General features: G+C 70.9%; 18 protein-coding genes. 11 read left to right on the plus strand and 7 right to left on the minus strand.

Features of this window, described 5'->3' with window-relative positions; all coding sequences use genetic code 11:
- Window positions 1-190 precede the first annotated feature (190 nt).
- The 5 genes from OHA21_RS03005 to OHA21_RS03025 all read left to right on the plus strand — a co-directional run bounded on the left by OHA21_RS03005 (window position 191) and on the right by OHA21_RS03025 (window position 13095).
- On the plus strand, window positions 191-2857 hold the full coding sequence (locus OHA21_RS03005) for a cellulose binding domain-containing protein (protein ID WP_328469876.1): 2667 nt from the start codon (window positions 191-193) through the stop codon (window positions 2855-2857).
- Between the two features lie 70 nt (window positions 2858-2927).
- Window positions 2928-5846: a glycoside hydrolase family 48 protein gene (locus OHA21_RS03010; protein WP_328469878.1), complete on the plus strand. Its 2919-nt coding sequence runs from the start codon at window positions 2928-2930 to the stop codon at window positions 5844-5846.
- Window positions 5847-5850: 4 nt separating this feature from the next.
- The gene (locus OHA21_RS03015) at window positions 5851-6978 is read left to right on the plus strand and encodes a lytic polysaccharide monooxygenase auxiliary activity family 9 protein (protein WP_328469880.1); all 1128 of its coding nucleotides are present in this window, start codon (window positions 5851-5853) and stop codon (window positions 6976-6978) included.
- A 140-nt stretch (window positions 6979-7118) separates the two neighbouring features.
- Window positions 7119-8573, plus strand: a complete 1455-nt coding sequence (locus OHA21_RS03020) for a GDSL-type esterase/lipase family protein (protein WP_328469882.1) — start codon at window positions 7119-7121, stop codon at window positions 8571-8573.
- Between the two features lie 1408 nt (window positions 8574-9981).
- Window positions 9982-13095: an AfsR/SARP family transcriptional regulator gene (locus OHA21_RS03025; protein WP_328469884.1), complete on the plus strand. Its 3114-nt coding sequence runs from the start codon at window positions 9982-9984 to the stop codon at window positions 13093-13095.
- Here the strand turns inward: OHA21_RS03025 and OHA21_RS03030 are convergent.
- Entirely contained in the window at window positions 13085-13708 is a 624-nt protein-coding gene (locus OHA21_RS03030; RefSeq protein WP_328469886.1) for an L-threonylcarbamoyladenylate synthase, read from the minus strand. The two genes, OHA21_RS03025 and OHA21_RS03030, sit on opposite strands and share 11 nt — an antisense overlap.
- Before the next feature lie 23 nt (window positions 13709-13731).
- Here OHA21_RS03030 and OHA21_RS03035 point away from each other — a divergent pair, with 23 nt between their 5' ends.
- Window positions 13732-14178 (plus strand): NUDIX hydrolase, encoded by a 447-nt coding sequence (locus tag OHA21_RS03035; RefSeq protein WP_328469888.1) that lies wholly within the window; start codon window positions 13732-13734, stop codon window positions 14176-14178.
- Here OHA21_RS03035 and OHA21_RS03040 read toward each other — a convergent pair.
- On the minus strand, window positions 14168-15595 hold the full coding sequence (locus OHA21_RS03040; protein WP_328469890.1) for an NAD-dependent succinate-semialdehyde dehydrogenase: 1428 nt from the start codon (window positions 15593-15595) through the stop codon (window positions 14168-14170). The two genes, OHA21_RS03035 and OHA21_RS03040, sit on opposite strands and share 11 nt — an antisense overlap.
- Before the next feature lie 79 nt (window positions 15596-15674).
- On the opposite strand from OHA21_RS03040, the gene OHA21_RS03045 reads away from it, so the two are divergent.
- Window positions 15675-17153, plus strand: coding sequence for an alpha-amylase family glycosyl hydrolase (locus tag OHA21_RS03045; RefSeq protein WP_328469892.1), 1479 nt, complete (start codon window positions 15675-15677; stop codon window positions 17151-17153).
- Here the strand turns inward: OHA21_RS03045 and OHA21_RS03050 are convergent.
- A complete protein-coding gene (locus OHA21_RS03050) occupies window positions 17150-17680 on the minus strand; it encodes a GNAT family N-acetyltransferase (protein WP_328469894.1) in 531 nt (176 codons plus the stop codon). The genes OHA21_RS03045 and OHA21_RS03050 overlap by 4 nt on opposite strands.
- Before the next feature lie 92 nt (window positions 17681-17772).
- Here OHA21_RS03050 and OHA21_RS03055 point away from each other — a divergent pair, with 92 nt between their 5' ends.
- From OHA21_RS03055 to OHA21_RS03070, 4 genes are all read left to right on the plus strand, one after another.
- Window positions 17773-19164 carry an ABC transporter substrate-binding protein gene (locus tag OHA21_RS03055; protein ID WP_328469896.1) on the plus strand — a complete coding sequence of 464 codons (1392 nt, stop codon included), beginning with the start codon at window positions 17773-17775 and terminating at the stop codon, window positions 19162-19164.
- The gene (locus tag OHA21_RS03060; protein ID WP_328469898.1) at window positions 19161-20159 is read left to right on the plus strand and encodes a carbohydrate ABC transporter permease; all 999 of its coding nucleotides are present in this window, start codon (window positions 19161-19163) and stop codon (window positions 20157-20159) included. The genes OHA21_RS03055 and OHA21_RS03060 overlap by 4 nt, the downstream gene beginning before the upstream one ends.
- Window positions 20159-21025 carry a carbohydrate ABC transporter permease gene (locus tag OHA21_RS03065; protein WP_328469900.1) on the plus strand — a complete coding sequence of 289 codons (867 nt, stop codon included), beginning with the start codon at window positions 20159-20161 and terminating at the stop codon, window positions 21023-21025. Before OHA21_RS03060 ends, OHA21_RS03065 begins: the two co-directional genes overlap by 1 nt.
- A 180-nt stretch (window positions 21026-21205) precedes the next feature.
- The gene (locus OHA21_RS03070) at window positions 21206-22330 is read left to right on the plus strand and encodes a sugar ABC transporter substrate-binding protein (RefSeq protein WP_328469902.1); all 1125 of its coding nucleotides are present in this window, start codon (window positions 21206-21208) and stop codon (window positions 22328-22330) included.
- 53 nt (window positions 22331-22383) lie between these two features.
- Here OHA21_RS03070 and OHA21_RS03075 read toward each other — a convergent pair whose 3' ends face one another.
- Genes OHA21_RS03075 through OHA21_RS03090 form a run of 4 tightly spaced genes read right to left on the minus strand, consistent with a single transcriptional unit; the run spans window position 22384 to window position 24950 of the window.
- Window positions 22384-23109, minus strand: coding sequence for an alanyl-tRNA editing protein (locus tag OHA21_RS03075; protein ID WP_328469903.1), 726 nt, complete (start codon window positions 23107-23109; stop codon window positions 22384-22386).
- 10 nt (window positions 23110-23119) lie between these two features.
- Window positions 23120-24124 carry an LLM class flavin-dependent oxidoreductase gene (locus OHA21_RS03080; protein WP_328469904.1) on the minus strand — a complete coding sequence of 335 codons (1005 nt, stop codon included), beginning with the start codon at window positions 24122-24124 and terminating at the stop codon, window positions 23120-23122.
- Window positions 24125-24133: 9 nt separating this feature from the next.
- Complete coding sequence (gene smpB / locus OHA21_RS03085; RefSeq protein WP_328469906.1) at window positions 24134-24613, minus strand: SsrA-binding protein SmpB; 480 nt, start codon at window positions 24611-24613, stop codon at window positions 24134-24136.
- A gap of 43 nt (window positions 24614-24656) precedes the next feature.
- Entirely contained in the window at window positions 24657-24950 is a 294-nt protein-coding gene (locus OHA21_RS03090; RefSeq protein WP_328469908.1) for a hypothetical protein, read from the minus strand.
- Window positions 24951-25095: the final 145 nt, after the last annotated feature.

Genomic DNA, 25095 nt, shown 5'->3' on the forward strand with positions numbered 1-25095 from the left:
CTCTCTTTACCCAGGTAACCCCAAGCCCGCAACGCCCCGTGATCGGCCGCTGCTCTCCGTAATCGCGACGGTTTTCACGCGCGGCCACGAAGCGTGTGCGCGGTGTTTCCGGCTCTTGACATACCGATGACGGGGAACGACGCTGCTGGGAGCGCTCCCACATGAACGTTCGTCGATGGAAGGTGCCCGTATGCGAAGGTCCCCCGCCGGCGCGCTGGTCGCCGCCCTGCTGACCGCGGCCGCGGCGGTCGCCGTGGTGGCCGGTCCGGGCGCCGCCACCGCGGCCGCCGCCGAGCCGTACACCTGGAAGAACGTGCGGATCGACGGCGGTGGTTTCGTCCCGGGCATCGTCTTCAACCCGGGCGAGAAGAACCTGATCTACGCGCGCACCGACATCGGCGGCGCCTACCGCTGGAACCAGACGGCCCAGTCCTGGACACCCTTGCTGGACTGGGTGGGACAGGACGACTGGGGCCACAACGGCGTGCTGAGCATCGCGCCCGACCCGGTCGCCACCGACCGGGTCTACGCCGCGGTCGGCATGTACACCAACAGCTGGGACCCGAACAACGGCGCCATCCTGCGCTCGACGGACAAGGGAAACACCTGGCAGCGGACCGCGCTGCCGTTCAAGGTCGGCGGCAACATGCCCGGGCGCGGCATGGGGGAGCGCCTCGCGGTCGACCCGCGCAACAACCGGAACGTCTATTTCGCCGCCGAGGGCGGAAACGGGCTCTGGCGCAGCACCGACTACGGCGTCACGTGGGGCAAGGTGTCCCAATTCCCGAACGCCGGCAACTACGTCCAGGACCCGTCGGACACGAACGGTTACCTCAGCCAGAACCAAGGACTCACCTGGGTCACCTTCGACTCCGCTTCGCCGGCGATCTACGTCGGCGTGGCGGACAAGGAGAACCCGGTCTACCGGTCGCTCGACTCCGGGGCCACGTGGGAGCGGATCCCGGGCCAGCCGACCGGTTATCTCGCGCACAAGGGCGTCGTGCAGGGCAGGTACCTGTTCATCGCGACCAGTGACACCGGAGGCCCGTACGACGGGACGGCCGGGCAGGTCGCGCGGCTGGACACCACGACCGGCACCTGGACCGACATCTCGCCGACCCCGGTCGCCGACCGGTACTACGGCTACTCCGGCCTGACGGTCGACGCGCAGAAGCCGGGCACACTGATGGTCGCCACCCAGATCTCCTGGTTCCCGGACGCGATCTTCTTCCGCAGCACCGACTACGGCGCCACCTGGACCCGGATCTGGGACTGGAACGGCTACCCGAGCCGTACCAAGCGATACACCATGGACATCTCGGCGAACCCGTGGCTGGACTTCAACGGCAACCCGACACCGCCGGAGGAGGCCCCGAAGCTCGGCTGGATGAACGAGTCCCTCGCGATCGACCCGTTCAACTCCGACCGCCTGTTCTACGGCACCGGCGCCACCGTCTACGGCACCACCCAGCTGACCAACTGGGACCGCAACACCACGTTCACCATCAAGCCGTTCGCCAAGGGCCTGGAGGAGACCGCGGTCCAGGACCTGGCCAGCCCACCGACCGGCGCGCCGCTGGTCAGCGCCCTCTTCGACGTCGGCGGCTTCTACCACGCCGATCTGGACACGGTGCCGGCGAGCTACCACGACAGCCCGAACCTGGGCAGCAACACCGGCCTCGACTTCGCCGAGCTCAACCCGCAGTTCTTCGTGCGGGTCGGCAACAACTCGGCGGCTCCGCACATCGGCATCTCCAACGACGGCGGCAAGAACTGGTACCAGGGGCAACAGCCGTCCGGGGTCACCGGCGGCGGCACCGTGGCGGTCGGCGCCGACGCGAACGCGGTGGTCTGGTCGCCGGCCGGCACCGGCGTGCACTACTCGACCACGCGGGGCAGCTCGTGGACCGCTTCGACCGGGATCCCGGCCGGGGCCAAGGTGGAGTCGGACCGGGTCAACCCCAAGACCTTCTATGCGTACGCCGCGGGCAAGTTCTACACGAGCACGGACGGTGGGGCGACCTTCGCGGAGTCGGCTGCTGCCATGCCGGCGACCGGACGCGTCAACCTGCGTGCGGTGCCCGGCGCGCCGGGTGAGGTGTGGCTCGCGGGGGAGACCGGTCTGCTGCGCTCCACCGACTCCGGGACGACCTTCACCGCGGTCAGCGGCGTGAGCAAGGGCATCAACGTCGCCTTCGGCAGGGCCGCGCCGGGCGCGACCCGCCCGGCGATCTTCCTGGTGGGCACGGTCGACGGGACGGCCGGGGTCTACCGGTCCGACGACACCGGAGCGAGCTGGGTACGGATAAACGACGACCAGCATCAGTACGGCAACGCGGGCGACGCCCTCGCCGGTGACCCGCGGATCTGGGGCCGGGTGTACCTGGGCACCAACGGCCGCGGAATCCTCTACGCCGATCGCGCCGGCGGCCCGGTCTCCCCGTCGCCCTCGGCCAGTTCCTCCTCAGCTTCTCCGTCGCCGTCGGTCTCGCCGTCGGTCTCGCCGTCGGTCTCCGTCTCACCGAGCCCTTCTCCTTCCACGGGCACTGCGTCCTGCACCGCCATCTACAAGGTGACCGGTCAGTGGGGCGGCGGCTTCCAGGGCGAGGTGACCGTCAAGAACACCGGCACGGCCGCCACCACCGCCTGGAAGGTCACCTGGGCCTACACCGGCGGCCAGGCCGTCACCCAGAGCTGGGGCGGCACCGCCACCCAGTCCGGCGCGAACGTGAGCGTCGTCAACGCCGGGTACAACGGCGCGCTGTCGTCCGGGGCATCCACGACCTTCGGATTCCTCGGCAGCAACACCGGCACCACCAACCCCGTTCCGTCCCCGATCACCTGTTCCACCACCTGAGCACCACCCCGTCCCCGCGGGCCGGGCCGGCGATGCGCTGAGCGTCGCCGGTCCGGCGGAGAGGAACACCGTGAGACCATTCCGTCAACGCCTGCGACGCAGGCTGGCCCTCACCGGCGTCGCCGTCCTCGGCGCCGGCGCGGTCCTGGCAGCCGGCGCCCCGGCCTACGCCGCGGCCGGCTGCACCGTCGTGTACAAGGTGCAGAGCCAATGGCCCGGCGGCTTCACCGGCGACATCCAGATCAAGAACACCGGTGACCCGCTGACCAGCTGGAAGCTGGAGTTCGACTTCCCGGACGCCGGCCAGAAGGCCGGCCAGGGCTGGAGCGGCGTCTACAGCCAGAGCGGCCAGCACGTCACCGTGGCCAACGCCGCCTGGAACGGCAATCTGGGCACCAACGCCAGCGTCGGCACCGGCTTCAACGGCACGTTCGGCTCGGCCAACCCGGTGCCGACCGCGTTCACGCTGAACGGGACGGCCTGCAACCAGACGGCGAACGTGCCGACCGTGCAGATCACCAGCCCGGCCGCGAACACCCGGTTCACCGCACCGGCGTCCATCCCGATCGCGGCGACCGCGGCGGCGGCCAGTGGGCAGACGATCAGCCGGGTCGAGTTCTACCACGACGGTCTGCTGCTGGGCAGCGACACCACCGCCCCGTACGCGTACACCTGGGACGGCGTCCCCGCGCAGTCCGCGGCCTACCACCTCCAGGCCGTGGCCTACGACGGCGCCGGGCTGAAGAGCAGCACGGCCGACGTGCCGGTCTTCGTCGACGCGGCGACCACCCCGTCGGTCGTCGCCAGCGCCACCTCGCTGGCCCTCGCGGCCGGCAAGAGCGGCCAGTGGCAGCTGAAGCTGAGCAAGGCGCCGACGGCGAACGTCAGCGTCGCGGTCGCCCGCACCGCCGGGACCACGGCGGTCACCGCCACCCCGGCCACGCTCACCTTCACCCCGTCGAACTGGAACACCGCGCAGAACGTGTCGGTCGCGGCGGCCACCTCGGCCACCGTCGGCTCCACCGCCACGATCGCGGCCACCGCGACCGGGCACACCGCGGCCCAGCTCGGTGTCACGATCATCGAAGAGGGCTCGGTCGACGCCCGGTTCACCCAGCTCTACAACGACCTGAAGAACCCGGCCAACGGGTACTTCAGCCCGGAGGGCGTGCCGTACCACTCGATCGAGACGCTGATCAACGAGGCGCCCGACCACGGCCACGAGACCACCAGTGAGGCGTTCAGCTACTGGCTCTGGCTGGAGGCCGAGCACGGCCAGATCACCGGTGAGTGGGCGCCGTTCAACAGCGCCTGGGCGACGATGGAGAAGTACATCATCCCGTCGCACGCCGACCAGCCGACCAACGCCAACTACAACGCGCAGAAGCCGGCGACGTACGCGGCCGAGTACCCGCAGCCGTCGCAGTACCCGTCGCAGCTGGACTCGTCGGTCTCGGTGGGCACTGACCCGCTCGCGGCCGAGCTGAAGGCGGCGTACGGCACCGACGACATCTACGGCATGCACTGGCTGCTGGACGTCGACAACACGTACGGCTTCGGGCACTGCGGTGACGGGACCACCCGGGTCACGTACATCAACACGTTCCAGCGCGGCCCGCAGGAGTCGGTGTTCGAGACCGTGCCGCAGCCGTCCTGCGACACCTTCGCGCACGGCGGCCCGAACGGCTTCCTCGACCTGTTCACCAAGGACGCCTCGTACGCCAAGCAGTGGAAGTACACCAACGCCCCGGACGCCGACGCGCGTGCGGTGCAGGTGGCGTACTGGGCGCACCAGTGGGCCACCGAGCAGGGCAAGGCGTCGCAGATCTCCGACGCGGTGGCCAAGGCCGCCAAGATGGGTGACTACCTGCGGTACTCGTTCTACGACAAGTACTTCAAGCAGCCCGGTTGCGCGTCCACCTCGTGCCCCGCGGGCACCGGTAAGAACGCGTCGAGCAACCTGATGTCCTGGTACTACGCCTGGGGCGGCGCGTACGACACCAGCGCCGGCTGGGCGTGGCGGATCGGCTCCAGCACCAGCCACTTCGGCTACCAGAACCCGATGGCGGCGTACATCCTGTCCAACGTCAGCGCGTTCACCCCGAAGTCGCCGACCGCGAAGGCGGACTGGCAGGCCAGCCTGGACCGGCAGCTCGAGTTCTACCAGTGGCTGCAGTCCGCCGACGGCGCCATCGCCGGCGGCGCGACGAACAGCTGGAACGGCAACTACTCGGCGCGGCCGGCCGGCACGCCGACCTTCTACGGTCTCGCGTACGTGGAAGCCCCGGTCTACGCCGACCCGCCGTCCAACCGCTGGTTCGGCATGCAGACCTGGTCGCTGGAACGGCTCGCCGAGCTGTACTACGTGACCGGGAACGCCAAGGCCAAGGCGGTGCTCGACAAGTGGGTGCCGTGGGCGCTGGCGAACACCACCATCGAGGCGGACAGCTTCTCCATCCCCGCCGAGATGGAGTGGTCGGGCGCTCCGGCCACGTGGAACCCGTCCAGCCCGCAGCCGAACACCAACCTGCGCGTCCGGGTCACCGCCCACGGTCAGGACCTGGGCATCGCGGGCTCGTTCGCCAAGCTGCTCACCTACTACGCCGCGAAGTCCGGCAACGCGCAGGCGAAGACGGCGGCCAAGGGGCTGCTCGACGCGATCTGGGCGTACAAGGACGACAAGGGCGTCTCGGTGACCGAGACCCGGGCCGACTACAACCGGATGGACGACGCCTACAACGCCTCCACGGGCCAGGGCATCTACATCCCGCAGGGCTGGCGCGGCGAGATGCCGAACGGCGACGTCATCCAGCCGGGCGTGTCGTTCCTCGACATCCGCTCCTTCTACCGCAGCGACCCGGAGTTCCCGAAGGTCGACGCGTACCTGAAGGGCGGACCCGCGCCCACGTTCAACTATCACCGGTTCTGGGCCCAGGTCGACGTCGCCACCGGCTACGCCGACTACGCCCGGCTCTTCCCCCAGGGGTGATCAGATGAGATTCGTACGCATGGCTGCCGTGGCCCTGTTCGCTGCGGCAGCCGGGATCCTGGCACTACCCAGCTCGCCCGCTCAGGCGCACGGCGCCATCCAGGTGCCGGGTAGCCGTACCTGGTTCTGCTACCAGGACGGGCGCAACCCGCAGACCGGCGCCATCGAGCCCAAGAACGCGGCCTGTGCCGCGGCGGTGGCGCAGAGCGGCGTGAACTCGCTCTACAACTGGTTCGCCGTGCTCCGCTCGGACGGCGCCGGGCGGGTCAACGGATTCCTCCCGGACGGCACGCTGTGCAGCGGGGGGACCGGTGGGCCGTACAACTTCACCGGGTTCAACCTGGCCCGCAACGACTGGCCGACGACCCACCTGACGGCCGGCGCGAACATCAATGTCAAGTACAACAACTGGGCCAAGCACCCCGGCACGTTCTACCTGTACATCACGAAGGACGGGTACGACCCGACCAAGCCGCTGAAGTGGAGCGACCTGGAGCCGACCCCGTTCGACCAGGTCACCAACCCGCCGGCCAACGGCGGGCCGGGCACCGACGACGGCCACTACTACTGGACCGGCCGGCTGCCCGCCGGCAAGACCGGCAAGCACCTGATCTACTCGGTCTGGTCCCGCTCGGACAGCACGGAGACCTTCTACGGCTGCTCGGACGTGGTCTTCGACGGCGGCAACGGTGAGGTCACCGGGATCGGCAACGGCGGCACCCAGTCACCCAGCCCGAGCACCCCGGCCAGCCCGAGCCCGTCCAACCCGCAGCCGTCCAGCCCGAGCCCGTCCAACCCGGGCCCTTCGCCCTCGCACCCGAACCCGGGTACCGGGGGCTGCAGCGCGATGTACTCGATCACGTCCGCCTGGTCGGGCGGGTTCCAGGGTGAGGTGATGGTCCACGCCGGCTCCACGCCGGTGAACGGCTGGAACGTCTCCTGGACCTTCCCCGGCAGCCAGACCCTGGCCCAGGCCTGGAGCGGCAAGGCGACCGCCAGCGGCTCGCTCGTCACGGTGACGAACGAGTCGTGGAACGCCTCGGTCCCGGCGAACGGTCATGTCACGTTCGGGTTCCTCGCCTCCGGGGCGACGGCGCCGCAAGTCAACAACCTGACCTGCACAACTGCCTGACCTTCGGGTATTGATCACCGGCTCTCGGTGGTGCGACAACCGTCACACCACCGGGGGCCGGTACGCCTTTCAGCGGCTTGACGGCGCGAGCGGCCGTTCCTTAATTTGTCGCCATAAAGCGAAATAACTTTCTCATCGGTATGGCGGGGAGCGGGGGCGTACCCGGGCCGGGCAGCTGGGCTGCCCTCGGCCGGGCCACCTCCCGGCGAGCCCTGCTGCTCGGCGGTGCCGGCACTGTCCTGCTGGCCGCCACACCCGGCGCCGCCGGTCAGCGCAACCCGGTCCGCGAAGCGCCGACCCGGGTCGCGACCTGGGCGACCGCGCCGACCGCGGTCAAACCCGGCCAGGTGATCACGGTGGCGAACCAGACGATACGGCAGGTCGTCCACCTCAGCGTCGGCGGAGACCGGCCCTGCGTCACCCTGACCAACACGTTCGGCACCAGCGCGGTACGCATCGCCACCGCCCGGATCGCGCTGCGGCGGGGGACCTTCGACAGCGTCGCGACCGTCCCGGGCACCGGACGGCAGTTGACCTTCGGTGGGCGTACCGAGGCTGTTCTCCCGGCCGGCGGCACCCTGACCAGCGACCCCGCCGACCTGATCCTGCCGCCCGGCGGCGACCTGGTGATCAGCCTGTACCTGCCGGAGCCGGCCCCGATCGGCACGGTCAGCCCGCAGTCCTTCCAGTCCACGCTGATCGGCGACGGCGACATGACCTTCGCCACCGAGCCGTTCGCGGGCTCGTGGGTCGGCCGCTACCTGCTGCTCTCCGGGGTCACCGTGCGGGCCAGCCGCTCGGCCGCGTCGATCGCCGCGCTCGGTGACTCGATCACCGTGGGCGTGCGGACCCAGCTCAACACCAACCACCGCTGGACCGACCTGCTCGCCACCCGGCTGCGCCTGCACGATCCGGACCGCGACGATCCGGGCATCAACGACGTACGCTTCACCGGCGCGGAGACCGGCGCGGAGACCGTCGCCGGGTCCGGTGCGGGGTCCGGCTCCGTCCCGGCGGGCCGGCTCGCGCAGCACGGCCAGGTCCGCAAGCCGGGCCTGCTCCGGCAGCGGGGCGTGCTGAACCTCGGGCTCAGCGGCAACCGTCTGCTCGTCGGGTTCGAGCAGCCCACCGGGCGCTCCGGGGAACGCGCGCACGCCGGGCCGTCCGCGGTCCGCCGCCTCGAACGTGACGTGCTGGAGCAGTCCGGGGTGCGCTACCTGATCACGCTGATCGGGGTGAACGACCTCGGCCAGACGCCGGGCACCACCGCTGAGGACCTGATCGCCGGGCACCGGGAGATCATCAGTCGCGGCCGCCGCGCCGGGTTGCGCGTCTACGGCGGCACCCTCCTGCCGTTCGGCGGGGCCCGCAGCACGTACGACAACGCGCGCAACCGGGTTGAGCGCGAGCGGTTCAACACCTGGATGCGGACCTCGGGCGAGTACGACGCGGTGATCGACTTCGACGCGGCGATCCGCGACCCGCGGGACCCGCGGCGGATGCTCGCGGCCTACGACTGCGGTGACCACCTGCACCCGAACGACGCCGGCATGGGAGCGCTGGCCGCGGCAGTGCCGCTGGCACTCTTCGCCTGACCACACCCCCGGAGCCAGGTGAGTTCCACCGGCCGACGTGAGCGCTGTCTCAGCTGATGATCAGCGGGTGACAGCGCCAACGCGCGGCTGAGGCCGCTGTTTCGGCCTCTTCGATCACTCAGCCGCCCGGCAGCGCTGTCTGCCGGGCGATGGGACAGCATGACCGCGCGGCCGGGTGATCAACCGTGCCCGAAACGCGGCGTCAGCCGCGCGCTGGCGACGTCACGTCCACTCCCGGCACCGCCGGTCAAACCGAGCAGCGGAGCCGCCGGCAGTGCGAGCCGCCGGCAGTGCAGGGTCCGCCGGGCCGGAAAGCACGCCTGAGCGGCGGCCGGACAGCGCGAGCCGCCGCCCACGCCCGCCTGATCCGCGAAGCGGGCCTGAGCCACCCGCGAAGCGTGCCTGAGCGGCGGCCGGACTGCGCGAGCCGCCACCCACGCCCGCCTGATCCGCGAAGCGTGCCTGAGCGGCGGCCGGACTGCGCGAGCCGCCGCCCACGCCCGCCTCACCCGCGAAGCGGGCCTGAGCCACCCGCGAAGCGTGCCTGAGCGGCGGCCGGACTGCGCGAGCCGCCGCCCACGCCCGCCTGATCCGCGAAGCGGGCCTGAGCGGCGGCCGGACTGCGCGAGCCGCCGCCCACGCCTGCCTGATCCGCGAAGCGGGCCTGAGCGGCGGCCGGACTGCGCGAGCCGCCGCCCACGCCTGCCTGATCCGCGAAGCGTGCCTGAGTGGCGGCTGGGCAGTGCGAGCCGCCGGCGGGGCGGGTTTCCCGGGTGGGTAGGCGTGGCTGAGTGGCGGCTGGGCAGTGCGAGCCGCCGGCGGGGCGGGTTTCCCGGCTGGGAAAGCGTGGCTGAGTGGCGGCTGGGCAGTGCGAGCCGCCACCCACGCACGCTTCACCGCCCCCTGGAAGCATGCCTGAGCGGCGGCTGGGCAGTGCGAGCCGCCAGCAGAGCGGGTTTCCCGGGGCAGGACCCAGGCGTGGTCCTGGGCCATCAGGAAGGACCCGCCACCGCGGCTGGTGGCCGGGCGAGATGCGAGACGGGCCGGCCTGCGTGACAAGTGATCGAGTGGGAGCGAAGCCAGGCGGACGGCCCCGGAACAAGCGGACGGCCGGGCGATCTTGAGCCTGGGAGCGGGCCGGCCGGACTGGATTGAGCTTGAGCGGGAGCGAGGCTGGCCGGATTTAGGCCGGAGCGGGATTGATTGGCGCGAGGACGGGGAACGTGGGTCCGGGGCGCCGGGAACGACCATCGGCCGCCCCCGGCATCGCCCCCCATGGACGCTGTGGCGCCCACGAATCCCCGTGGTGCTCGTGGACGCCGGACCATGTTGCCGACAACGGTTTGCAAAACGATTGCATCGTGGGTGATCGTGTCACCTCCGACAGAGGTTCACGGGGGACGAACGGATGCGGTGGCGGCTGCTGGGGCACATGCGGCTGGTCGACGAGGCCGGCGCCGAGTCCGGATTTGATCTCGGTCCGGGCAAGCAGCGGTGTGTCCTCGCCGCGTTGCTGCTCACCCCGCGCCAGGTGGTGCCGGTGAGCACCCTCATCGACCGGGTCTGGGGTGAGGCGCCGCCGCTCTCCCGCACACCGATCGCCCCGTACGCCACCCGCCTGCGCCGCATCCTCGACCCGGTGTTCGGCCCGGACACCCTCCGGTACGCGGCCGGCGGCTACCTGATCGACTGCGAACCCGACCTGGTGGACCTGCACCGGTCCCGCCGCCGGGTGTTCGAGGCACGCGCCGCCGAGGAGGCCGGCGACCTGCAGCGAGCCGGAACGCTGCTGCTCGAGGCGCTGGAGGACTGGGGCGACGAGGCGCTCACCGGGGTGCCGGGCGCCTGGGCCGAACGGGTCCGCTACACCCTCGCCCGGGAGAAACTCGACGTGCTCGCCCGGCTGGGCCGCACCGCGCTGCGACTGGGCCGGGCTGAGGAGACTGCTGAACGGCTGGCCCCGTACGCGGCCGAGCACCCGACCGTCGAAGCCCTCATCACGGTGCAGATGAACGCCCTGGTCGCGGCGGGCCGTCCGGCGCAGGCTCTGGAACTGTTCGCCCGCACCCGCGACGCGATCGCCGAGGAACTCGGCAGCGAACCAGGCCCGGAACTCACCACCTTGCACACCCGCATCCTCCGCGGCGACGGCCGGGACGCGACCACCCCGGCACCCGAGCCGTGGCGCCCACTGCCGGGCGCGCCGGCCCAGCTCCCGGCCGACGCCGTCGCTTTCACCGGCCGCGCCCCCCAGCTCGCCGACCTGGACCGAGCGCTGCTGTCCTCAGAGCCGCCGTTTCCGGTGCCGCCGCCCGCATCGCCGCCGCATTCGGCGCTGTCGGCCGGTGCGCCCTCGTATTCCGCGCTGCCGCCCGGGCCGCTGTTTCCGAGTCCGCGAGCAGGGTCGCTGCCGGAGCCGGCGTCCGGCGGCGTGCGGGTTGCTGTCGTCACCGGCCCGCCCGGGGTGGGCAAATCGGCCCTGGCTGCCCATTGGGGACATCGGGCGCGGCACCGCTTCCCGGACGGTCAGCTCTACCTCAACCTGCGCGGCTTCGACCGCTCCGGCGAGGTGATGAGCCCGGCCGAGGCGGCCCGCAATCTGCTCGTGACACTCGCCCCGAACCGGCCCGTCCCGGCCGGCCTCGACGCCCGGACCGGCCTGCTGCGCAGCCTGCTCGCCGGCCGCCGGGTGCTGCTCGTGCTCGACAACGCCCGCGACGCCGACCACGTGCGGCCCCTGCTGCCCGGAACCGGCGGCTGCGCGGTCCTGGTGACCAGCCGCGACCGGCTCACCGGCCTGGTCGCCTCGCACGGCGCGCTGCCGGTCTCGCTCGGGGCGCTCGACGACGAGCAGGCGACGGACCTGCTCGCCGGGCGACTGGGCGCCGGCCGGCTCGCCGCTGACCCCTGCACGGTGGCCACGCTGCTCGAAGCGACGGCCGGCCTGCCGCTCGCGCTGGTCACCGTGGCCGCGCGGGCGGCACTGCGGGCCGGCCAGCCGCTCGCCGAGCTGGCCGCCGAGATCTCCGGCGCCGGGCTCGACGGCCTGCGCGGCCCGGACGAGGCGACCGACCCGGGCAGCGTCTTCTCCTGGTCGTACCGGGCACTGAGCCCGGCCGCCGCCCGCCTGTTCCGGCTCTTCGGCGCCTTCCCCGGCCCCGACATCTCCATGGCGGCCCTCAGCTCCCTGGCCGGCGAAGCATCGAAAGCGTCGGCGGAGAGAGTGCCGGGAGAGGGCGTGGCGGCAAGGGAAGCGGCGGCAGAGGAGCTGGCCGCAGGGGGAGTGGTAGGAGAGGAGGAGAAGGAGGCAGGGAGAGCGGCGGCAAACGAAGCGCCCGCAGGGGGAGCCGCGGCAGAGACGGCGGCGGCAAACGAAGCGCCCGCAGAGGGAGCGGCAGCGGAAGCCGCGGACGGTGCAGGCGCCGGACGTGCAGGGACGAGGCAGAGCCTTGCGGAGCTGGTGGCGGCCAACCTGATCAGCGAACACCGGCCCGGCCGTTTCGTCATGCATGATCTGCTTCGGGCGTACGCCGCCGGTCTGTTGACGCCCGGGGAACGCGGCCTCGCGCTGAACCGCCTGCTGGACCACCATCTGCACACCGGCCATGCGGCCGCGCTGCGGCTCGACCCGCAGCGGGAACCGCTGACGCTGCCGCCGCCCAGCGTGACGCCGGAACCGATCGTCGATGAGGCCGCCGCGCTGGAATGGCTCGGCGCCGAGCACGACAACCTGATGGCGCTGATCCGGACGTGCGGCGACGTCGGGGACTACGGCTGGCAGCTGCCCTGGGTGCTGATCGACTTCCTGGACCGGCAGGGGCACTGGGACGACTGGATCGCGGTGGAGGAGATCGCCGTCGCCGCCGCCCGCCGCCGTGGGCAGGCCCGCGCGGAAGCGCTCGCCCAGCGGGTGCTGGCGCGCGGGTACGTGCAGTTGGGCCGCTACGACGAGGCGGAACCGCACTACGCCGAGGCGGACCGGCTCTATCAGGCGACCGGTGATCCGGTCGGGGAGGCGCACACGCTGTTCAGCATCAGCTGGATGCGGGAGCAGCAGGGCCGCTACGACGACTGTCTGCGGCACACCACCCGGGCGCTGGAGCTGTACCGGGCGGCCGGGCACCGGGTCGGTGAGGCGCGGGCGCTCAACGCGCTCGGCTGGTATCTGGGGCATCACGGCCGCTACGACCTCACCCTGCGGCACTGCAGGGCCGCGCTGCGACTGCAGCACGAGCTGGGGGACCGGTACGGCGAAGCCGCCGCCTGGGACAGCATCGGCTGGGCGCACCACCACCTCGGCGACCACGAGCAGGCGGTGGCGGGTTACCGGCGGGCCCTCGAGCTGTACCGGGCCGCCGGGGACCTGCTCAACGAGGCGGAGATCCGGGAGCACCTCGGCGACGCGCACGCCGCGGCCGCCGACCGGGACGCCGCGGGCCGGCAGTGGCGCAAGGCGCTCGCGCTGCTGGAGAAGCTCGACCACCCGGGGGCCGCCACATTGCGGGCCAAGCTCAGCCGCTGAAGCGTTCCGGATCGCCGGCGCCGACCCGCAGGATCTCCGCGGCGCCCTCGGACAGGTCGATCACGGTGGTCGGCTCGGTGCCGCACTCGCCGGAGTCGACGACCGCGTCCACCGAGTGGTCCAGGGCCTCCTTGATCTCCCAGCCCTGGGTCATCGGCTCCGGTTCGCCGGGCAGCAGCAGGGTGCTGGAGACCAGTGGCTCACCGAGTTCGGCCAGGATCGCCTGGGCGGTGGTGTGCGCGGTGATGCGTACCCCCACGGTCTTCTTCTTGGGGTGCAGCAGCCGCCGCGGCACCTCCTTGGTGGCCGGCAGAATGAAGGTGTACGGCCCCGGCGTGGACGCCTTCACCGCGCGGAACAGCGCATTGTTGATCTGCACGAACTGTCCGAGCTGCGCGAAGTCGTGGCACATCAGGGTGAAGTGGTGCCGGTCGTCCAGATGCCGGATCGCGCGGATCCGGTCCAGCCCGTCCTTGTTGCCCATCCGGCAGCCGAGCGCGAAACACGAATCGGTCGGATAGGCGATCAGCCCGTCCGCGCGAATCAGGTCCACGATCTGGTGGATGCTCCGCGGCTGCGGATTGTCCGGGTGCACGTCGAAATACTTCGCCACTCGGACCAGCTTAGGGTCTGATCATGGACCCCGTTTACCGGCCAGCCGTCCGAGTGATCTGTTTCGACGCCGACGGACGGATTCTGCTGATGCACTGGGAGGATCCGTCCAACGGTTCCCGGCTCTGGGAACCGCCCGGCGGCGGCATCGAACCAGGGGAGACGCCGCTGGAAACGGCCCGGCGCGAGCTTTCCGAGGAGACCGGGCTCGATCCCGCGGCGATCGGCCCGGACTTCGTCGACGTGCATCGCGACACCTGGTGGAAAGGCCGGCGTTTCGCCGGCGACGAACAATTCTTCACCGCCCGCTACGGCACGTCGCGGCCGCAGGTGGTCCGGGAGGGATTGCTGGCGTACGAGCAGAGCGAGCTCCTGGAACACGCGTGGGTGTTGCCCGCCGATCTGAATTCGCTGCCGGACCGCCTGGAGCCGCCGAATCTCGCCGAGATCTGCGCCGCGTTCACCAGTTGACGGCGATGTATTTCGACTCGAGGTATTCGAGCAGCCCGTCGTGCCCGCCCTCACGGCCGATGCCGCTCTGCTTGACGCCACCGAACGGCGCTGCCGGGTCGCTGACCAGGCCCCGGTTCAGACCGACCATGCCGGCCTCGATCGCCTCGCTCACCCGCAGGCCGCGGGCCAGGTCGCCGGTGTAGACGTACGCCACCAGCCCGAACTCGGTGTCGTTGGCGAGCCGGACCGCCTCGTCCTCGCTGTTGAACGTCACGATCGGCGCGACCGGCCCGAAGATCTCCTCGCGCAGGATCGGCGCGTCCGCCGCCACGCCGGTCAGCACCGTCGGCGGGTAGTAGAAGCCGGCGCCGTCCGGGCGGCTGCCACCGGTCACCGCGACCGCGCCGCCGTCCAGCGCGCCGCGGACCAGCCCGTCCACCTTGGCCACGGTGTCCTCGTTGACCAGCGGGCCGACCTGCGTCTTCTCGTCCGTGCCAGGCCCGACGACCAGGCCGGACATGCGCTGCGCCAGCCGGCGGGAGAACTCCTCGGCGACCGTCGACTCGACGTAGAACCGGTTCGCCGCGGTGCACGCCTCGCCACCGTTGCGCATCTTGGCGATCATCGCGCCCTCGATGGCGGCGTCCAGGTCGGCGTCGCCGAAGACCACGAACGGCGCGTTGCCGCCCAGCTCCATCGACGTGTTCACCACGTTCTCGGCGGCCTGGGCGAGCAGGATCCGGCCCACCTCGGTGGAGCCGGTGAACGACAGCTTGCGGACCCGCGGGTCGCGCAGCATCGTCGCGACCACCTTGCCGGAGCTGCGGGACGGCAGCACGTTGACCACGCCTTCCGGCACCCCGGCCTCGGCGAGGATCGCGGCCATGGCCAGCGCGGTCAGCGGGGTGTCGCTGGCCGGTTTCAGGATCACCGTGCAGCCGGCGGCCAGGGCCGGGCCGATCTTGCGGGTGGCCATCGCGGCCGGGAAGTTCCACGGCGTCACCAGCACGCACACGCCGACCGGCTGGCGGACCACGATGATCCGGTTCGCGCCGGACGGCGCGGTCGCGACAACGCCCTCGCCACGGACCGCCTCCTCGGCGAACCAGCGGAAGAACTCGGCCGCGTACGTCACCTCGCCCTTCGCGTCGACCAGGGCCTTGCCGTTCTCCAGGCTGATCATCTTCGCGAGTTCCCCGGCCCGCTCGGTCATCAGCTCGAACGCCTTGCGCAGCACCTCTCCGCGTACCCTCGGGGGCGTCGCCGCCCAGGCCGGGCCCGCTGCCGCCGCCGCGTCCACCGCGGCGATCGCGTCCGCCTCGCTGCCGTCCGCGACCGAGGCGATGGTGTCGCCGGTCGCCGGATCGAGCACGTCGAAACGGCTGCCCGCCGAGGCCGGCACCCACTTGCCACCGATGAACAGTTCGGTCTCCACAGCAGCTCCCTCAGATCGGTTCCGCCCCTAGCATTCTCCGGATCTCCCCGGCCCGCCACGCATCGGGCACACTGAGCTGATGGCCGAGCCCGTGACCGACTGGTGGCGGGACGGGGTCGTCTATCAGGTCTATCCGCGTTCCTTCGCGGACGCTTCCGGGGACGGGGTGGGCGATCTCGCAGGCCTGACGGCCCGCCTCGGGCACATCGCCGGATTGGGCGCCGACGCGATCTGGCTGACGCCGTTCCAGCGCTCACCCCAGAAAGATCATGGGTACGACGTGAGCGACTACACCGACGTCGATCCGCTCTTCGGTGACCTGCCGGCCTTCGACGCGCTGCTGGCCCGGGCCCACGAGCTGGGCCTGCGGGTGATCATCGACGTGGTGCCGAACCACTGCTCGTCGGAGCATCCGCTCTTCCAGAAGGCGCTGGCCGGGGACCCGGACGCGCGGGCCCGTTTCCATTTCGCCGACGTTCCGAACAACTGGCCCAGCGTCTTCGGCGGGCCGGCCTGGAGTCAGGCGCCGGACGGCGCCTGGTACCTGCATCTGTACGCGCCGGAGCAGCCGGACTTCAACTGGCGGGACCCGCGGACCGCGCCGTTCTTCGACGAGGTGCTGCGGTTCTGGTTCGACCGGGGCGTCGACGGGATGCGCATCGACGTGGCGCACGGTCTGTTCAAGGCACCTGGCCTGCCGTCGCTGCCGGCGGGCGTCGAGCCGGAGCCGGGCCGGCTGCGGGGCAACCCGTACGCCTGCGACCAGCCGGAGACACCCGTGCTCTTCGAGCGGTGGCGGGCGCTCGCGGACGCGTACGATCCGCCCCGCGCCCTGATCGGCGAGGTGAACCTGGACCCGGAGCGGGCCGCCCGCTACGTCGCGCCGAACCGGCTGCACCAGGCGTTCGCCTTCGGCTTCGTGATCGCCCCGTGGGACGCCCGTGCCTGGCGGGAGACCGGGGAGCGGCTGCTGCGCCATCCACCGGTCACCTGGGTCGTGGAGAACCACGACGTGATCCGGACACCCACCCGCTACGGCAGCGTGGCCCGCGCCCGGGCAGCCCTGCTCACGGTCCTCGGGCTGCCCGGCGCGGCGTACCTGTACCAGGGCCAGGAGTTCAGCCTGCCCGAGGTGGACGTGCCGGAGGCCGCCCGGCAGGACCCGGCGTGGCAGCGCTCCGGCATGTGCCGGGACGGCTGCCGGGTCCCGCTGCCCTGGCCCGGCGGTTTCTCCCCACCGGGCGCCGCGCCGCCGTGGCTGCCGGTCCCGGCCGGCTGGGACGAGCATCTGACCTCGCCCACGCTCGCGCTGTGCCGGGAGGCGGTGGCGCTGCGCAAACACCTGCACACCGACGGCGTGCTGCGGTCCGGCGACCCGGTGGAGTGGTCGGTCGACGGCGACGACCGGCTGCTCGCCCGCCGCCCGAACTTGACGCTGGTGGTGGCCATGGGTTCGGGCCCGGTGCCGCTGCCGCCCGGCACGCTGCTGCTGGCTAGCGAGCCGCTGACCGCGGACGGTCTGCTGGCCCGCGACGCCGCCGCCTGGCTCGCCCCTTAGCGGATCGGCTTGCGCATGCGGACCAGCGGGACCGGCACCCCGCCCCGGTCGTCTGCCAGGTGCTCGACGACCTCGAAACCGGCCGCGGTGTAGAGCGGCTGCCCGGAGAGGGTGCCCATCAGCTCCAGCGTGGTGAAGCCCTCCTCGGCCGCCGCCTTCTCGCAGGCGTCCAGGATCATCCGGCCGATGCCGCGGCGGGCGTGCCCGGGGTCGGTGTACATGGCCCGCACCTTCGCCGGGTCCCGGGCCGGGTCGAGCAGGGCGGCGTCGCGGCCGGCGGAGTGGTCGCCGCCGTAGAGGGTGGCCCGCCGGCTCCAGCCGCCGCAGCCGACGATCGTCCGGCCGTCCTCGACGACGAAGTAGGTGCCGTCGTCGACGAGCTGCGTGTCCATGCCCATGATCGCGTGGCTCGCGGCGATCTGCGCCTGGTCGAGGAAGTCCTTCTGCAGCACGGCGATCGCCGCGGCCATCAGCTCCCGCAGCCGCGGCAGGTCGTCGTGGGTGGCCACCCGGATGGTCAACGTCATGCGCTCATTCTCGTCTCGGGTCGCGCGCCCCGGGTGGCGGGCTTACCGTCGGTACAAGTTCTCCGTCATCGATGCGTAACGGGGAGGTCATCATGACGACGAGGTCACGATGGGCAGCGGCGGCCGCCGCTCTGCTGCTCGCCACCACGACAGCGGCGTGCGGCGACGACGGCGGCGGTGACGAGGGCGGTGGCACGCTCACCGTCTGGAGCCTGGAGAACCTGACCGACCGGGTGCAGGCGACCCAGAAGATCATCGACGGGTTCACCGCGGCCACCGGCATCCAGGTGAAGCTGGTCGCGACCGACGAGAACCAGTTCAGCAGCCTGATCACCTCCGCGGCCGCGGCCGGGACGCTGCCCGACGTGATCGGCGCGCTGCCGCTGGCGGCGGTCGCGCAGATGGCGACGAACGAACTGGTCGACACCGACGCGAACAAGGCCGTCGTCGATCAGCTCGGCACCGGCACGTTCTCCGCCCGGGCGCTGGAGCTGACCACCCAGGACGGCGCGCAGCTGTCGGTGCCGTCGGACGGCTGGGCGCAGCTGCTCTTCTACCGCACGGACCTGTTCGAGCAGGCCGGGCTGGCCGCCCCGGAGACGTACGAGGCGATCCGCGCCGCCGCGCAGAAGCTGAACTCGAAGGACGTCGCCGGGATGACGCTGGCCACGGTCGGGAACGACTCGTTCACCCAGCAGACCTTCGAGAACCTGGCGCTCGGCAACAACTGCCAGCTGGTCGACGACGCCAAGAACGTGCAGCTCGCCTCGCCGCAGTGCGTCGAGACCTTCCAGCTCGTCTCCGACGTGCTGAAGAACTGGTCGGTGCCGGGCGCGCAGGACGTCGACACCACCCGCGCGACGTACTTCTCCGGCAAGGCCGCCATGGTGATCTGGTCGTCGTTCCTGCTCGACGAGCTGGCCGGGCTGCGCAACGACGCCCTGCCCACCTGCCCGCAGTGCAAGAGCGACCCGGCCTGGCTGGCGAAGAACACCGGCGTGGTCACCGCGATCGCCGGGCCGCAGGGGCAGCCGGCCCAGTTCGGTGAGATCACCACCTGGACCATCACGAAGGACGGCCCGCGCACCGACGCGGCGAAGAAGTTCGTGGCCTACATGATGAACGAGGGCTACACGGACTGGCTCGGCATCGCCCCGGAGGGCAAGTTCCCGGTACGCAAGGGCACCGCCGAGGAGGCGGAGAAGTTCACCACCGCCTGGAACAAGCTGCCGGCCGGCGTGGACACCAAGAAGCCGCTCGCCGGCATCTACCCGGCCGAGGTGCTGACCGCCCTGCAGAAGAGCCCGGACACGTTCCAGCGCTGGGGCTTCCCGCAGAAGCAGGGCGCGCTGGTCGGCGCCACCCTCGGCGAGCTGCCCGTGCCGAAGGCGATCAACAGCCTGGCGAGCGGGGAGCTCGATGCGGCCGGTGCGGCGGAACGGGCGGCGGAGGACGTCAAGACGATCCAGAAGTCCCTCGAGTGAGCGTCACGACCGAGCGGCCGCCGGCTCCGGAGGAGGGTCAGCGGCCGGCGAAGAAGCAGTTGACCGCCCGGCAACGGGAGAACCGGGCGGGGCTGGCGTACCTCTCACCGACCTTGATCGTGGTCCTGGTCGTCGTGGTGCTGCCGATCCTGTGGACCGTCATGCTGGCGTTCCAGCGGATCCGGTTGATCAATCTGCGCCGGGCCGGGGTGTTCGGCGAGTACAGCCTGGCGAACCTGGAGACGGTGCTGACCTCACCGGGCTTCTGGTCGTCGCTCTGGACCACGGTGATCTACACGGTCGGCTCCACGTTCGGGTCGATCGTGTTCGGCCTGATCGCGGCGCTCGCCCTGCGGGCCCCGTTCCGGGGCCGCACCCTGGTGCGCGCTTCGGTGCTGCTGCCGTACGTCGCTCCGGTGGTGGCCGTGACGTTCGTGTGGAACGTCCTGCTCAGCCCGCAGTTCGGCCTGGCCAACGACTGGGGCGTGCGGTTCCTCGGCTGGGACCGGCCGATCGCCTTCCTCAGCCAGCGGGAGTACGCCCTCAACCTCCTCGGCTGGCAGGTCGACATCCCGCTCGCCCTGCTCACCGTGATCGTCTTCGAGTCGTGGCGGTACTTCCCGTTCGCGTTCCTGTTCCTGCTGGCCCGCCTCCAGGCGGTCCCGCACGAGCTGGAGGAGGCGGCCCGGGTGGACGGCGCCGCGCCGACCCAGGTCTTCCGGCACGTGCTGCTGCCGCAGCTGAGCGCGGTGATCGCGCTGCTCTGCGTGCTGCGGTTCATCATGACGTTCAACAAGTTCGACGACGTCTACCTGCTCACCGGCGGCGGCGCCGGAACAGAGGTGGTGAGCGTACGCGTCTACGAGTTCCTCACCGCGCGGTTCGACGTCGGCGCCGCGGCCGCCCAGGCGCTGGTCCTGGCCCTCGGCCTGGTCGTCCTGCTCGCCATCTATCTGCGCTTCCTCGCGCCCCGGGTGGAAGGGGACCAGGACTGATGGACCGGGCCACCGTCGAGACCCGTGCGCTGCGGGTGCTGCGACCGATCGTGATCACCGTGCTGATCCTCGTCACGGTCTTCCCGTTCCTGTACATGCTGCTGCTCTCGGTCCGCCCGATCGAGGAGCTGCTGCAGAACCCGGGCCGGCTCTGGATCGGGCCGTCCGAGTGGACCACGCGCACCTACCGGGAGGTGCTCACCTCCGCGGACAGCGGCGGGCAGGGCTTCCTGCGGTTCCTGGCCAACTCGGCGATCGTGTCGCTGGCCGCCACCGCGGTCACCCTGCTGGTGTCCATCCCCGGGGCGTACGCGGTGAGCCGCATGCGCTTCGTCGGCCGCCGCCACGTGCACTTCCTGTTCCTCGCCGTCTACCTGTTCCCGTCGATCCTGCTGGCGATCCCGCTGTTCGTCCTGTTCACGCGCCTCGGGCTGCGCGGCTCGCTGGGCGGGCTGACGCTGGTGTACATCGCGCAGACCGTGCCGGTCTCGATCTACATGCTGCGCAACTACCTGTCCACGATCCCGGAGAGCCTGGAGGAGGCCGCCGCGCTCGACGGGTACAGCCGGCTCCAGACGCTGCGCAAGGTCGTGCTGCCGCTGGCCGCTCCGGCCGTGATGGCGAACGCGCTCTACGTCTTCATGATCGCCTGGAACGAATTCCTGTTCGCCCTGCTCTTCCTGGTCGAGGACCGCGCCGACTGGACAGTCTCGCTGGGCCTGGCGCAGCTCTCCGGCGGGATCGAGGTGAGCAAGACCGTGCTGATGGCCGGTTCCGTCGTCCTCACCCTGCCGATTGTGATCATCTTCTTCGCGGCCGAGCGCCTCCTCACCGAGGGGCTGACGGCCGGCGCGGACAAGGGGTGACGGGTCTGACATGCGGTGACTACGGACGGTGAATGTTTGGCAGTCACGCGTGATAAATGAATAATCTTGTCCTCTGGCCCCCCTCCCGAGGTTGCATCGGTGGCGCCCTGGCCGATACTTGGCGGACCGTTCAGCGGCCCACCGCAGCTCGGGATACCCCCTGAGAGGACATCTATCGCGATGCGCAAGTCTTTGGTCGCTCTGGCCGCCGCCGGCCTCCTCGCATCCGGAATGCTCACGGCATGTGATGACGGCGCCGACCCCGGTGACAACGGCGACAACGGCGCGGCGACCACCCCGGGCAAGACGTCCGGCAAGGGCGGTATCGGTGTGATCCTGCCGGACACCAAGAGCTCGCAGCGGTGGAGCACCGACGACCCGCGGTACCTGCAGGCGGCGTTCGACGCGGCCAAGGTGCCGGCCCAGATCGTCAACGCCGAGGGCGACAAGGAGAACTTCAAGCGCCTCGCCGAGGGCCTGCTGGACGACGGCGTCAAGGTGCTGGTCATCGCGAACCTGGACTCGGGCAGCGGCAAGGCGGTGATCGACAACGCGAAGGCGCGGGGGGTGTCGGTCATCGACTACGACCGGATGACCCTCAACGGCGGCGCCGACTACTACGTCAGCTTCGACAACGAGCAGGTCGGCAAGCTGCAGGCCACGCACCTGAAGTCGTGCCTGAAGGCGAAGAAGACGAGCGGCACCCCGGTCGTCGCCGAGCTCAACGGGTCGCTGACGGACAACAACGCCACCCTGTTCAAGAACGGCTACGACAGCGTCCTGCAGCCGATGTACGACAGCGCGCAGTACATCAAGGGCCCGGACCAGTTCGTCCCGGACTGGGACAACGACGAGGGCCGCGAGATCTTCGCCCAGATGCTCAAGCAGTTCCCGAACATCGACGGCGTGCTGGCCGCCAACGACGGGCTCGGCAACGCGGTCATCGAGGTGCTGAAGGAGAAGAAGCTCAACGGGCGGGTGCCGGTCACCGGCCAGGACGCCACCGTCGAGGGCCTGCAGAACATCCTCGCCGGCGACCAGTGCATGACGGTCTACAAGTCGATCAAGAAAGAGGCCGACGCGGCCGCGACCCTGGCCATCGAGCTCTACAAGGGCAACAAGCCGGTGGTGGGACCCAAGATCAAGGACCCGGAGTCGGGCGCTTACGTGCCGTTCCTGTCCCAGGCGCCGGTGGCGATCACCGTCAAGAACATCAAGACGGTGATCAACGACGGCTTCGTCACGAAGCAGGCGCTCTGCACCAAGGAGTACCAGCAGCTGTGCCGCGAGGCCGGGATCAAGTGACCGGGTAGTCCCGCTTCACCAGGGCCGGCAGGCCCGCCCCGTCCGCTCAGTCGTCAGTCGGCGATCCTGATCCGGACCCGGCGGTTCTGCCGGCCCTTGCTCTCCACCTTGACGACCTCGACCCGGCCCACCTGCGCGGTGGAGGCGACATGCGTGCCGCCGTCGGCCTGCACGTCCAGGCCGACGATGTCGATCACGCGGATCTCCGGGCTCTCCAGCGGCGGCAGGGCGTCCTGGGTGCGGACCAGCGTCGGGATGGCCAGGGCCTCCTCACGGGGCAGCACCCGGGCGACGATCTTGCGGTCGGCGGCGATCTCCGCGTTGACCGCGTCCTCCAGGGTCTGCTTGAAGCCGGGCGGCACCTCGGGCAGGTTGAAGTCCATCCGCGCCTCGCCGGGCTGCATGTTCCCGCCGGTCACCAGCGCGCCGAAGTCACGGAACACGGCGCCGCAGAGGATGTGCAGGCCGGAATGCGTACGCATCAGGCTGCTGCGCCGGGCGTCGTCGAGCGCGCCCCGCACCGTCGTCCCGGCCGCGGGCACCGGATCGCCGGGCGCGGGGATCAGGAAGAGGTCGTCCGCCTTGCGCGTGTCGACGATCCGGGTCTGCACGCCCTCCCAGAGCAGCACGCCGTGGTCGGGCGGCTGGCCTCCGCCGCCCGGGTAGAAAGCCGAGCGGTCCAGGACGATTCCGGCCTCCGGGTCGGCCGGATCCGACCACATGACCGTGCAGTCCCACTCGCGTACCGTCGGGTCGATCCAGTCCAGACGCTCCGTCATGGGTCCGACTTTAGGACAGAATCTCCTTGACCTGGGGGATCACCTGCGTGCCGTACAGCTCGACGCAGGTCATCAGGCGGTCGTGCGGGAGGGTCCCGTGCGAGTACTTCAGGTCGAAGCGGTCGATGCCGAGGGCCTGCACGGTGTCCGCGATCTTTCGGGCGACCGTGGTGGGGGAGCCGACGTGCCAGGCGCCCTCGGTGATGTCCGCCTCGAACCGGTCCCGGGTGATCGCCGGCCAGCCGCGCTCCCGGCCGATCCGGTCCAGCATCCGCCGGGCGTGCGGCCAGAGCACGTCGACCGCCTCCTGGTCGGTGGCGGCCACGAAACCCGGGCAGTGTACGGCGATCGGCTGCTCTTCCTGGCCCAGCTCCTTGAGCGCGCGGTGGTAGAGCTCGACGTACGGCGCGAACCGGGCCGGCGCGCCACCGATGATCGCGAGGACCAGGGGCAGGCCGTACCGGGCGGCGCGGACCACCGACTCGGGGCTGCCACCGACCCCGATCCAGGTGCGCAGCCGGCCGGACTCGGTCTTCGGGTAGACGTGCTGGTCCTTCAGCGGCGGGCGGTTCGAGCCGGCCCAGGTCACCGGACCCTCGTCCAGCAGGTGCGTCATCAGGTCGAGCTTCTCGCTGAACAGCCGCTCGTAGTCGGCCAGGTCGTAGCCGAAGAGCGGGAACGACTCGGTGAACGAGCCGCGGCCCAGGATGATCTCAGCCCGCCCGTTCGACACCGCGTCGAGAGTGGCGAAGCGCTCGTACACGCGTACCGGATCGTCGGAACTGAGAACCGTGACCGCGGTGCCCAGGGTGATCCGCTCGGTGCGCGCGGCGATCGCCGCCAGCACGATCTCCGGTGAAGAGATCGCGTAGTCGTCGCGGTGGTGCTCGCCGACGCCGAACGCGTCGATCCCGAGCCGGTCGGCGAGCACGGCCTGCTCGACCACGTTGCGGATGACCTGGGCGTAGGAGGTGTCGCTGGTGACGTCGCCGAACGTGTCGAGACCGAATTCCATCAGCCGAGCCTAGCGGCGCCCCTTCAGCCGCCGGCCCATCTCCCGGGCGATCTCCTTCTTGGCGTCCCGCTCGGCCATGACCTGGCGCTTGTCATACGACTTGAGACCGCGCGCCACGCCCAGTTCGATCTTGGCCCAGCCGTCCTTGAAGTAGAGCGAGAGCGGCACGAGGGTCAGCCCGGTGCCGTTGCCGAGCTGGTTGAGGATCTTGATGATCTCGGCCTTGTGCAGCAGCAGCTTGCGGGTCCGGCGCGGTGCGTGGTTGGTCCAGCTGCCGAACCCGTACTCCGCGATGTGCAGCCCGTAGAGCATGATCTCGCCCTCGTGCTCCTGGGCGAACGTGTCGACCAGCGACGCGCGGCCCAGGCGCAGCGACTTCACCTCGGTGCCGGCCAGCACGAGGCCCGCCTCATACGTCTTGAGGATGGCGTAGTCGTGCCGCGCCTTCTTGTTCGAGGCGATCAGCTTGATTCCGGTCTCTCTGGGCACGATGCGAATCTAGGCCAAGGCGCCCGCCGGGACCCACCGGGTTTCACGACACGCCGGGCACGCCCGGCGGCTCGACCGGAATCGGACGGCGCATCGAGTAGGTCACGCTGCTCAGCCGGTGCGGCTCGCCCAGCACGTGGATCACCGCCCGGTCGTACGCCTGCCAGCCGGCCGCCCCCGCCCGGTTCAGATGCCGGATGTCGTCGAAACGCTCGTCGGTGCCCCAGCGCAGCGTTCCGCCGGGATGATGGAACGTCGCGGTCCAGTCCATGAATCGGTCGGAGCCCAGCGTGCCCGCGGCGCGGTACTCCAGCCGCGCGTATTCCCAGTTGTCCACCGCATGATTATGCCGTCCGTTTCGGACACCGGCGGGGCCGCCCGCGTGGATCTTCCCTGACGATTCCCTGATCTGACCGTTTTCAGGGTTCAGATCGATCTTTCGCCATGCATACGCTCCGCCAGTCGTTGCATCTGATCCGGGG

Origin of the sequence: Actinoplanes sp. NBC_00393 (assembly GCF_036053395.1) — a bacterium.
Taxonomy (GTDB): Bacteria; Actinomycetota; Actinomycetes; order Mycobacteriales; family Micromonosporaceae; genus Actinoplanes.